Raw genomic sequence first — 10,106 nt, 5'->3', positions numbered from 1 at the left:
GTCAGGGCAAGAAGCGCCGCCGCGGCAAGCGCGGCGGCAAGCGCAATCGCCGCGAGGAAGGCGAAACCGCCGCCGAAGCCGGCGATGGTTTCGAAGGCGATGAAGTGGACGTCGAAGCTCCCGAAGGCGCGCCGCCGGTCGCCACAGCCGAAGGGCAGGCCGCGCCCTCGCCCGCCAATGACGATGCTCCGGAGACGGAGAAGCCGAAGAAGCCGCGCCGTGCATCGCGATCAAAGAAGGCTGCCGAGGAAACGGTCTCCGAGAAAGCGCCCGAGCCGGCGGCGGAACTTCCCGCTGAACCCGTGGCCGCCGAACCGGAACCGGCAGTCGTCGCTGCTTCTGCTCCGACCGAGGCCGCGGCGCCCGTCAATGCGCACCCGACGCGGCGCAAGCCCCAGTCGATCGACGCGCCGGTCGTCCCCGTCGTTTCGTCCAACGTCAGCGATGAGGCCAAGGTCGAAGAAAAGCCGAAGCGCGCCGGTTGGTGGCAGCGGAAAGGCTTTTTCTAGGATTTTCAGTCGATTATCCTGATCTTTTAACAAAAAATCCCGCGCCATCTCGGCGCGGGATTTTCTTTTTCAAGCGGCTTCAGTTCCAGGTCCCGAACACGCGTTAGGGCGCGAAGATCGACCAGTTCATCATCCTGGCGAGCTTCTCCAGCGCGATGGAGCCGAGCTTGGAGTTGCCGTTCTCGTTGAGGCCCGGCGACCAGACGGCGAGCGAGGCAACGCCGGGCACGATGCCAAGAATGCCGCCTCCGACGCCGCTTTTTCCCGGAATGCCGACGCGGAAGGCGAAGTCGCCGGAGCCGTCATAATGGCCGCAGGTCAGCATCAGCGCGCCGATGCGGCGCGCCCGCTCGGTCGACACCACGGAATGCCCGGTCGCCGGATTCCTGCCGCCATTGGCTAGGAAGCGGCCGGCCATGGCGAGTTGCCGGCAGCTCATCGCAATGGCGCAATGGTGGAAGTAGACGCCCAAGGCCAGCTCCGGCTCGTGATGGAGATTGCCGAAGGATTTCATGTAATTGGCCAGAGCGAAATTGCGGTAGCCGGTGGCGCGCTCGGAGGCCGCGACCTCGCGGTCGATGATGATGGTGTCGTCGTCGGCGAGGAAATGGACGAAGCGCAGGATCTCGCCTATCGCCTCGCGCGGCTGATGGCCGGCAAGCAGGACGTCGGAGATGACAATGGCGCCTGCATTGATGAACGGATTGCGCGGGATGCCGTTCTCATGCTCGAGCTGGACGATCGAGTTGAACGGGTTGCCGGAGGGCTCGCGGCCGACGCGCTGCCACAGCGCATCGCCGACCTTGCCCAGCGCCAGCGTCAAGGTGAACACTTTCGAGACGCTCTGGATGGAAAAGGGCTGATCAGCGTCACCGGCGAGGATGACACGGCCGTCATTGGTCACGGCGGCAATGCCGAATTTCCCCGGATCGACCTTGCCGAGCTGCGGGATGTAGGTGGCGACATCGCCGCGATCGGTGCGCTCCGCCATTTCGGCGGCAACCTCGGCCAGCGCTTGCTCGAGTTTAGGCATTGGCTTCTATTTCAGCCAGCGTTCGATACGCGCCAGCGCCTCAACCATGTCGCCATGGCTGCCGGCATAGGAAAAGCGCATGGTGCGATGGCCCTGCAGCGGATCGAAGTCGCGGCCGGGCGTTGCCGCCACATGCGCCTCGGCCAGCATCTTGCGCGCGAAGGCCATGCTGTCATTGGTGTGCCGGGTGACGTCGCAGAAGGCGTAAAAGGCGCCGTCCATCGGTGCCGCGAGCGCGAAGCCGAGCTCCGGCAGTCGCTTCATCAGAAGGTCGCGGTTCCAGGCATAACGGGCCTTCACCGCTTCCAGCTCTTGCGTGGCCTTGAAGGCTTCGATCGCCGCAATCTGCGACAGCTCCGGCGGCGAGATGTAGAGGCTCTGGGCGATGCGCTCGACCGGCCGCACCAGCTCCTCCGGCAGCACCATCCAGCCGATACGCCAGCCGGTCATGCAATAGTATTTCGAGAAGGAGTTGATCACGGTCGCGCCCGCGCCACAAGCCAATGCGCTGACATCCGGCGCGGCGTAAGCCAGCCGGTGGTAGATCTCGTCCGATATCACGGCGATGCCGAGTTCCTCCGCCGTCTTTACCAGCGCCGCAAGCTCGTCCGCCGGGATCACCGCGCCTGTCGGATTGGCTGGGCTGGCGAACAGCACCCCTTTCAGCGGCTTCTCGCGATGCGCGGCCTTCAGATGATCGGCGTGAAGATAGGCATCAGAGCCGAGCTCGATCTCGACGATCTCGATGCCGAGCGCGGCCATGATGTTGCGATAGGCGGGATAGCCGGGCGCCGCGATGGCGACGCGGTCGCCCGGATCGAACATCGCCAGGAAAGCCAGGTTGAAGGCGGCGGACGAGCCGGTGGTGACGGCGATACGGGCCGGGGCAACATCGATCCCGTAATGCTCGCCATAGTGCGTGGCGATCGCCTTGCGCAGTTGTGCCAGCCCTAAAGCGTCGGTGTAGCCGATGCGACCGTGCTCAAGCGCCAGAGCCGCGGCTTCGCGGACGCCGGCCGGCGCCGGGTCCGACGGCTGGCCGACCGCCATCGACACCACCGGGATGCCAGCAGCCTTAAGCCGATTGGCTTCGGCCAAGATATCCATGGCGTGGAACGGCTCAACCTCGCCGCGGCGTGAAAGCGAAACGACCATCTGACCTCTCGTCTAGCCTGCCTTTGGTTGGCGAAAATCCACAGGCAAACCATCGCTCACCTGCCCTGGAACTGCCGGGGTTCGACGGCAGCGCCGCACAAATGCCCGATTGATGTGGGGATCACAAGCGCGCAGGAAGTTGTCGGCGCCGACTTTTCATCCTTCGCCCGCTCGTCTACCAGTGGACCTGTCATGTTGAGCCGACCCCGAACGATGATTGACAGATCGACCGCGATAGGGCGAACCGCGCGCGGATTCGCGACGCTCCTGCTTGCAGCCGCCGTTGCGGTATCCACTTCCATAAACGCCTTCGCGCAGGGCGTGCCGGTGGTGCGCGATGCCGAGATCGAAGCGCTGGTGCGCGACTATGCCCGGCCGATCTTCAGGGCGGCGGGCCTCGCCAATGACGGCATCGACATCGTTCTTGTCAACGATCAGAGCTTCAACGCCTTCGTGACGGGCCGCCGCCTGTTCATCAACACCGGCGCGCTGGTGACGGCCGAAACGCCGAACGAGATCATCGGCGTCATCGCGCACGAGGCCGGCCATATTGCCGGCGGCCACCAGCAGAAGCTGCGCGACCAGCTCGACCGCGCCAAGACGATGGCCATCATCGCCACGCTGCTCGGCGCGGGCGCGATGGTCGCCGGCGCCACGACCAACAGCCGCGGCCTTGCAGGTGCCGGCATGGGCGTCGCCGCCGGCGGCGGCGAGATGGCACAGCGCAGCATCCTTGCCTATCAGCGAGGCGAGGAAATCACCGCCGACCGCTCGGCGATCACCTATCTCAACGCCACCGGCCAATCCGGCATGGGCATGCTGAAGACCTTCGCCCGCTTCCAGAGCGCGCTTTCGCTGTCGGGCACCCAGCTCGATCCCTACCGGATCAGCCATCCGATGCCGCAGGAGCGCATCGCCAACCTCGAAGTGCTGGTCAAGGCGAGCCCGTACGTCAATCAGGTCGACCCGCCGGCGCTGCAGCAGCGGCACGACATGATGCGCATCAAGATCGCCGCCTATATGCAGGGCCAGGCGGCCGTGGCGCGGCTGATGCGCAAGAACCCGACCAGTCTCGCCTCGCGCTATGGCGACGCGCAGCAGACCTATCTCTATGGCAATCCGGGCGCCGCGCTCGCCAAGACGGCGGCGCTCATCAAGGAACAGCCGAAGAACCCCTATTTCCAGGAATTGCGCGGCGACATCCTGATGAAGGCCAACAAGCCCAAGGATGCAGCGGATGCCTATGCTAAGGCCGTCAGCCTCGACCCGGCGCGGTCGGGGCTGCTGATGGTCTCGCTCGGCCAGGCGCTGATGGCTGTCGGCACGCCGGATTCAATCAAGAAGGCGGTAACCCAGCTCACCAACGGGGTCGGGCGCGACAAGGAAAATGCCGAAGCCTATCGTTATCTGGCGCAAGCCTATGGCGAGTTGGGGCAGATCCCGGCCGCCGATCTTGCGACCGCCGAAGGCCATTTCTATTCGGCCGACTACAAGAACGCGAAAATCTTCGCCATGCGCGCTCAACAGAAGTTGAAGCGCGGCGAGCCTGGGTGGCTTCGCGCGCAAGATATCATAAACTACACGCCATCGAACAAACTCAAATGAACGTCCCGGCCGTGCGCGGCGATTAGATTGGCCCGGGACAGGCAGAAGGAAATGATCATGAACAAGGCAATCCTGCTCGGCAGCGCCGGCGTGGCGGTAGCGCTCGGCATGCTGGCATTCGGCTTCGTGGCAGGAAGCCCGCAGGCCGCTAAGGCCGATACGACGCAAGCCATCCAGGTGGCTTCCACCGACACCAAGGTCGACCGCAAGGAGGTCGAAGGCATCATCCGCGACTATCTCTTGAAGAATCCGGAGGTCCTGCTCGAGGTTCAGGACGCGCTCGAGGCCAAGCAGAAGGAAGAGCAGCGGCTCGCAGCGCTCGGCGTCATCAAGGACGCGAAGGACGAGATCTTCAACTCCACCTTCGACGGCGTCGTCGGCAACCCGAAGGGCAAGGTCACCATCGTCGAGTTCTACGACTACAATTGCGGCTTCTGCAAACGCGCCATCGAAGACATGAAGGCGCTGACCAAGGCCGATCCGGACCTGCGCTTCGTGCTGAAGGAATTCCCGATCCTCAGCCCGGATTCGCAAAAGGCCAGCGTGGTCTCGATGGCCTTCCACCTGATGATGCCGGAGAAGTACGGCGAGTTCCACACCGCGCTGCTCGGCGGCCAGGGCCGCGCCACCGAATCCACCGCCATGAAGGTTGCGCTTTCGCTCGGCGCCGACGAGGCCAAGCTGCGTGAGAAGATGAAGGATCCGAGCATCAACGAGGCGCTCTCCCGAACCTACGACCTCGCCACCAAGCTGTCGATCACCGGCACGCCGTCCTATGTGGTCGGCAACGAGGTGGTGTTCGGCGCGCTGGGACAGCAGGTCCTGGCGGAAAAGATCGAGCAGGCCAAGAGCGCGCTCTAGTTCGTTACGGGTCGCGACAACAGGCGGTTTTCCGCCTGTTGTGGACAGCGAAAGAACGCACTTGCGCTCTTTTCGCCGGCAGCTATGCCCAGTATAGAGGTCCGGCGCGCCGGCTTGAGGCCGGCGCCGAAGAGGTCGGCATATTTGAAAACGATTTTCGTCCTGAACGGTCCCAATCTCAATGCACTCGGCAAGCGCGAGCCGGGGATCTATGGCGGCAAGACGCTTGCCGCCATAGCCGAGGATTGCAAGGCCGCCGGCGCGGCGCTCGGGCTCGAGATCGATTTTCGCCAGTCCAATCATGAGGGCGACCTCGTCGACTGGATCCAGGAGGCCGGCGACAAGGCTGCAGGCATCGTCATCAATCCCGGCGCCTACGGCCACACCTCGATTGCCATCCACGACGCCATCCGCGCCGTCGCGCCGCTGCCCGTCGCCGAAGTCCATCTTTCCAATATCCACGCGCGGGAGCCTTTCCGGCACGTCTCCATGGTCGCGCCGGTCGCTGTCGGCATGATCTGCGGGTTCGGGCCACTCGGCTATACGCTTGCGCTGCAGGCACTGGCGGCACGCCTGTGACCGGCTCCCAAACAGAAGGCTCGAAAATGTCGATAAAGAAGAACGGTGTTGACCAGCAGCTGATCCGCGATCTGGCGGGCATACTGAACGACACCAACCTGACCGAGATCGAGGTCGAGCTCGGCGACCTGAAGGTGCGCGTGTCGCGCCAGTCGCAGCCCGTCCACGCGGTCGCGGCTCCGCTCCCGGCCGCCGCGATTGCCGCGCCGGCCCAGGCGGCAGCGCCTGCGACGGTAGCCGATCCCTCCAAGGACGCCGTGCCCTCGCCGATGGTCGGCACCGCCTATCTGGCTCCCTCACCCGACGCCAAGCCGTTCGTCGAGATCGGCCAGAAGGTGAAGGAAGGCCAGACGCTGCTCATCATCGAAGCGATGAAGACGATGAACCAGATTCCCTCGCCGCGCGCCGGCACGGTGACGGCGATCCTGATCGAGGACGCCCAACCGGTCGAATACGGCATGCCGCTCGTGGTCATCGAGTAGAGCCGGGAACAGCGGGCAGATGTTCCAAAAAATCCTCATCGCCAATCGCGGCGAAATCGCACTCCGAGTGCTGCGCGCCTGCAAGGAGCTCGGCATCCAGACGGTGGTGGTCCATTCGACCGCCGATTCCGACGCCATGCATGTGCGGCTTGCCGACGAGAGCGTCTGCATCGGCCCGCCGCCGTCGCGCGAAAGCTATCTCAACATCCACCAGATCGTCGCCGCGTGCGAGATCACCGGCGCCGACGCGGTGCATCCGGGCTACGGCTTCCTGTCGGAAAACGCCAAGTTCGCCGACATCCTCGCGGCCCATAACATCACCTTCATCGGCCCCTCGGGCGACCATATCCGCATCATGGGTGACAAGATCGAGGCCAAGCGCACGGCAAAGCGCCTCGGCATTCCGGTGGTGCCGGGCTCCGATGGCGCGATCACCGAGGAGAAGGAAGCAAAGCGCGTCGCCGCCGAGATCGGCTATCCGGTGATCATCAAGGCTTCGGCCGGCGGCGGCGGCCGCGGCATGAAGGTAGCCCGCACCGAGGCCGACCTCGAGGTGGCGCTGCAGACGGCAAAGTCGGAAGCCGGCGCCGCCTTCGGCGACGACGCGGTCTACATCGAGAAATATCTGGAGAAGCCGCGCCATATCGAATTGCAGGTGTTCGGCGACGGTTCCGGCCACGGCGTGCATTTCGGCGAGCGCGACTGCTCGCTGCAGCGCCGCCACCAGAAGGTATGGGAGGAGGCGAACTCCCCAGCCCTCAATGCCGAGGAGCGCGCGCGCATCGGCGGCATCTGCGCCAAGGCGATTGCCGATCTCGGCTATTCCGGCGCCGGCACTATCGAATTCCTCTATGAGAACGGCGAGTTCTATTTCATCGAGATGAACACCCGTCTGCAGGTCGAGCATCCGGTGACGGAAGCGATCACCGGCATCGACCTCGTGCATGAGCAGATCCGCGTCGCCTCCGGCGGCGGGCTGTCGATCAGGCAGGAAGACATCAAGTTCAACGGTCACGCCATCGAGTGCCGCATCAATGCCGAGGACCCGCGCACCTTCACGCCTTCGCCCGGCACGATCACGCATTTCCACACGCCGGGCGGGCTCGGCATCCGCGTCGATTCCGGCGTCTATTCCGGTTACCGCATCCCGCCTTACTACGACAGCCTCATCGGCAAGCTGATCGTGCATGGACGCAACCGCGTCGAATGCATGATGCGGCTGCGCCGGGCGCTCGACGAATTCGTCGTCGACGGCATCAAGACGACGCTGCCGCTGTTTCGCGATCTCGTCGGCAATCCGGATATCGCCAATGGCGATTACGACATCCACTGGCTCGAAAAATATTTGGCCAAGGAGGACTAGGGTCTGTTGATATTCAGGTGATGCCGGGCTGACCTGACTCTCACCGGACCCAAAGGCGCATCGCTCTGAAACAGCTTCAGGCGACGCGCTTCAAGTCTTTGTTTTGATGCATTTCGTTCTCCCAAACCGCTGCGTACTTTTGGACGACGCGCTTTAGGGTCTTGCAGTTATAATGGCGCAATGACTCGTCCCTACGCGCCCGGCTACCGCATCCCGACCGACCTGCTGCTCAAAGCCTATGCCTCGGGTGTCTTCCCGATGGCCGAGAGCGCGACCGACCCGGAAGTGTTCTGGGTGCGGCCGGAAACGCGCGGCATCATCCCGCTCGACGGATTCCACACGCCGCGCAGTCTGAAGAAGACGATCCGCAGGCACCCTTTCGACATCCGCTACGATTTCGACTTCGAGGCGACGATCGACGGCTGCGCCGAAAAGCGCGACGAGCGCCGCTCGACCTGGATCAACGCGCCGATCCGCGAAGCCTATGTCGAGCTCTACCGGCTGGGCCACTGTCATTCTGTCGAGGCGTGGCGCGGGGGCCGGCTGGTCGGCGGCCTCTATGGCGTTTCGCTCGGGCGCGTCTTCTTCGGCGAAAGCATGTTCGCCCGGGAAACCGACGCCTCGAAGACCTGCCTCTACTATCTCGTCGAGCGGTTGAACGAGCGTCGCTTCGCGCTCCTCGACACGCAGTTCACCACCGAGCACCTCAAGCGCTTCGGCGCGATCGACGTGCCGCGCAGCCGCTATGAGAAGATGCTGGCCGAGGCCCTGAAGGGCGACGCGATTTTTTATCCGTGAGGTGCAGGGCTATCAGCAGTCGGTCGATGTTTCGATCGGCGTCTGGGCGTGGAACATCATCTTCCATCCGTCGGCGCGATGGACATAGCCGGTGCTGACCAGAGCCGCATAGGGCTCGCCGCTTTCGCGCGTCGCATGAGCCTCGTAGGTCAGCATGACGATATCGCTGCCCGGCTCGATCATGCCCTTCAGCCGGATGTCGAGATCGCGCCAGCGGTTGGGCTGCGTGGCGGTCTTGGCCAGATCGGCGTTGGTCATCGCTTTCGCCATCTGCGGAAAGGCAACGAGGCACTCCACATCGGCATGGGCCGCGAAGTACGCGGAATCGCCTGTCCAGAACCCTTTCTCGAGCGCGAGAAGTTCTTTCTTGCTGGCGGTGATCGGTTTGCCCGTGGCCATGGTGGAATCCTCCCGTCGCCGTCGTTTACCAACGGATGGCGAAAGCGAGGGTTCCGATCAGTTCGCGTCGGCAGCGCCCGTGTCATCCGGCGCGGGCGCGGCGTCCAACGGCTCAGGTGCTGCCTCGGCGGGCTGCTCTTGCGCCGGAGGCTTGGGCTTGGCGCCTTGTGTCTTCGGTTTTGCCGTATCGGCCTTGGCGGCGGTCGGCGGCGGCACGTCCGACTTCTGCTTGCAGCCTTTCAGCCAGACGTCATAGACGGCATGCTCGACGGCGTTGAGGCCGGGGCTTTCGGCGAACATCCAGCCGGTGAAGATACGGCGGATTTTGCGATCGAGCGTGATCTCGTCGACCTCGACGAAGGAATCGGTCTTCGGCTGTTCGGTCTCGGGCCGCGAATAACAGACGCGCGGCGTCACCTGCAAGGCGCCGAACTGCACCGTCTCGTCTATATAAACGTCGAAGGTGATGATGCGGCCGGTGATCTTGTCGATGCCGGCGAATTCAGCGACCGGGTTGGTGAGGCGGTCGGAGACTGCCGGCGCCTGCGCAGCGGCGAACACCACCGTCGAGGCGGCCAGAACGGACGCTGCCGCGAACAGTCCCGTCGAAAGTCGGCCGAAAGAGTTCATGCAAGGATACCGGTGGTTGCGCCCGGGTGATTCTTTCAATCGCCCAAGGCTAGTCATGGCTGCGATATCAGCAAGCAGCTAAACGCCAATTGTGGCGACAAAGGACCGAAAAACGCAGTTACGAACCGGGCGTCCAGGCGTCGTAGTCGCCGGTCACCTGCGGGCGATGCTGGTTGGTCAGGATGGAGCCCTGCGGGCGATAGGCGCCGGGCGTTCCCGTGAGGTTCGGCCGATGCGGCTTCTGCCAGTCGCGAGCCTTGTAGCTCTCGCTCGACGGCGGCGTGTCGACCCGATGATGAATCCAGCCATGCCAGCCCGGAGGGATCTTCGAGGCTTCGGAATAGTCGCGATAAATCACCCAGCGGCGGGTGCGGCCTTCCGAATCGACGCCGCCTTCGTAGTAGACGTTGCCGGCCTCGTCCTCGCCGACCTTCTTGCCAAATCGCCAGGTGTGGAAGCGCGTGCCCAGCGTCTGGCTGTTCCACCAGGTGAAAAACTGCAGCAGGAAAGTTTTCATCCAGATCCTCGTTGCGGCAGCGGCCGCGCCGTTTCCTGCTTATGGCGTCAGGCCATCGCGAAGGCAAGGGTTTTGCCGCCCGACGATGTAAATGCTTCGTGCGCTAAATCGATACATGCGCGGAGATGTCGCCACCTCGGCTTGCCAAGCGTTGCGTGTGTTCCTAAAGCTCGCA

General features: G+C 63.9%; 11 protein-coding genes and 1 pseudogene. 7 read left to right on the top strand and 5 right to left on the bottom strand.

Annotated features, from left to right (window positions below; translation table 11 throughout):
- A pseudogene (locus DH10_RS29070) lies at positions 1-509 on the top strand (ribonuclease E/G); the annotation flags it as partial.
- Positions 510-612: 103 nt separating this feature from the next.
- Here the strand turns inward: DH10_RS29070 and DH10_RS29065 are convergent.
- Both DH10_RS29065 and DH10_RS29060 read right to left on the bottom strand, forming a co-directional pair.
- Complete coding sequence (locus DH10_RS29065; RefSeq protein WP_192248209.1) at positions 613-1,542, bottom strand: glutaminase; 930 nt, start codon at positions 1,540-1,542, stop codon at positions 613-615.
- A gap of 6 nt (positions 1,543-1,548) precedes the next feature.
- A complete protein-coding gene (locus tag DH10_RS29060; protein ID WP_192385615.1) occupies positions 1,549-2,697 on the bottom strand; it encodes a pyridoxal phosphate-dependent aminotransferase in 1,149 nt (382 codons plus the stop codon).
- A 192-nt stretch (positions 2,698-2,889) separates the two neighbouring features.
- On the opposite strand from DH10_RS29060, the gene DH10_RS29055 reads away from it, so the two are divergent.
- From DH10_RS29055 to aat, 6 genes are all read left to right on the top strand, one after another.
- On the top strand, positions 2,890-4,302 hold the full coding sequence (locus tag DH10_RS29055; protein ID WP_192385614.1) for a M48 family metalloprotease: 1,413 nt from the start codon (positions 2,890-2,892) through the stop codon (positions 4,300-4,302).
- Positions 4,303-4,359: 57 nt separating this feature from the next.
- Positions 4,360-5,163, top strand: a complete 804-nt coding sequence (locus DH10_RS29050; RefSeq protein WP_192248218.1) for a DsbA family protein — start codon at positions 4,360-4,362, stop codon at positions 5,161-5,163.
- Positions 5,164-5,307: 144 nt separating this feature from the next.
- Positions 5,308-5,742, top strand: coding sequence for a type II 3-dehydroquinate dehydratase (gene aroQ, locus DH10_RS29045; protein ID WP_127300631.1), 435 nt, complete (start codon positions 5,308-5,310; stop codon positions 5,740-5,742).
- A gap of 26 nt (positions 5,743-5,768) precedes the next feature.
- The gene (gene accB, locus DH10_RS29040) at positions 5,769-6,224 is read left to right on the top strand and encodes an acetyl-CoA carboxylase biotin carboxyl carrier protein (RefSeq protein ID WP_192248221.1); all 456 of its coding nucleotides are present in this window, start codon (positions 5,769-5,771) and stop codon (positions 6,222-6,224) included.
- Between the two features lie 19 nt (positions 6,225-6,243).
- Complete coding sequence (gene accC, locus DH10_RS29035) at positions 6,244-7,587, top strand: acetyl-CoA carboxylase biotin carboxylase subunit (protein WP_192248224.1); 1,344 nt, start codon at positions 6,244-6,246, stop codon at positions 7,585-7,587.
- A 180-nt stretch (positions 7,588-7,767) separates the two neighbouring features.
- Positions 7,768-8,385 (top strand): leucyl/phenylalanyl-tRNA--protein transferase, encoded by a 618-nt coding sequence (aat, locus tag DH10_RS29030; protein ID WP_192248227.1) that lies wholly within the window; start codon positions 7,768-7,770, stop codon positions 8,383-8,385.
- A gap of 12 nt (positions 8,386-8,397) precedes the next feature.
- Here the strand turns inward: aat and DH10_RS29025 are convergent, their stop codons facing one another.
- The 3 genes from DH10_RS29025 to DH10_RS29015 all read right to left on the bottom strand — a co-directional run bounded on the left by DH10_RS29025 (position 8,398) and on the right by DH10_RS29015 (position 9,931).
- Positions 8,398-8,784, bottom strand: coding sequence for a hypothetical protein (locus DH10_RS29025; RefSeq protein ID WP_192248230.1), 387 nt, complete (start codon positions 8,782-8,784; stop codon positions 8,398-8,400).
- A 57-nt stretch (positions 8,785-8,841) separates the two neighbouring features.
- Positions 8,842-9,414, bottom strand: coding sequence for a DUF2155 domain-containing protein (locus DH10_RS29020; protein WP_192248233.1), 573 nt, complete (start codon positions 9,412-9,414; stop codon positions 8,842-8,844).
- Positions 9,415-9,532: 118 nt separating this feature from the next.
- Positions 9,533-9,931 (bottom strand): NADH:ubiquinone oxidoreductase subunit NDUFA12, encoded by a 399-nt coding sequence (locus DH10_RS29015; RefSeq protein WP_192248236.1) that lies wholly within the window; start codon positions 9,929-9,931, stop codon positions 9,533-9,535.
- Positions 9,932-10,106: the final 175 nt, after the last annotated feature.

It is taken from the genome of Mesorhizobium silamurunense, assembly GCF_014843825.1.
Taxonomy (GTDB): Bacteria; Pseudomonadota; Alphaproteobacteria; order Rhizobiales; family Rhizobiaceae; genus Mesorhizobium; species Mesorhizobium silamurunense.
Note: the sequence above shows the minus strand (reverse complement) of the source record. Positions and strands in the feature narration are given on the sequence as shown.

Bases quoted from the DNA above. Each gene is read 5' to 3' on its own strand.
- accC (WP_192248224.1), top strand. From the start codon at position 6,244: ATGTTCCAAAAAATCCTCATCGCCAATCGCGGCGAAATCGCACTCCGA.
- DH10_RS29065 (WP_192248209.1), bottom strand. From the start codon at position 1,542: ATGCCTAAACTCGAGCAAGCGCTGGCCGAGGTTGCCGCCGAAATGGCG.
- DH10_RS29025 (WP_192248230.1), bottom strand. From the start codon at position 8,784: ATGGCCACGGGCAAACCGATCACCGCCAGCAAGAAAGAACTTCTCGCG.
- DH10_RS29015 (WP_192248236.1), bottom strand. From the start codon at position 9,931: ATGAAAACTTTCCTGCTGCAGTTTTTCACCTGGTGGAACAGCCAGACG.
- DH10_RS29050 (WP_192248218.1), top strand. From the start codon at position 4,360: ATGAACAAGGCAATCCTGCTCGGCAGCGCCGGCGTGGCGGTAGCGCTC.
- DH10_RS29055 (WP_192385614.1), top strand. From the start codon at position 2,890: ATGTTGAGCCGACCCCGAACGATGATTGACAGATCGACCGCGATAGGG.
- DH10_RS29060 (WP_192385615.1), bottom strand. From the start codon at position 2,697: ATGGTCGTTTCGCTTTCACGCCGCGGCGAGGTTGAGCCGTTCCACGCC.
- aat (WP_192248227.1), top strand. From the start codon at position 7,768: ATGACTCGTCCCTACGCGCCCGGCTACCGCATCCCGACCGACCTGCTG.
- accB (WP_192248221.1), top strand. From the start codon at position 5,769: ATGTCGATAAAGAAGAACGGTGTTGACCAGCAGCTGATCCGCGATCTG.
- DH10_RS29020 (WP_192248233.1), bottom strand. From the start codon at position 9,414: ATGAACTCTTTCGGCCGACTTTCGACGGGACTGTTCGCGGCAGCGTCC.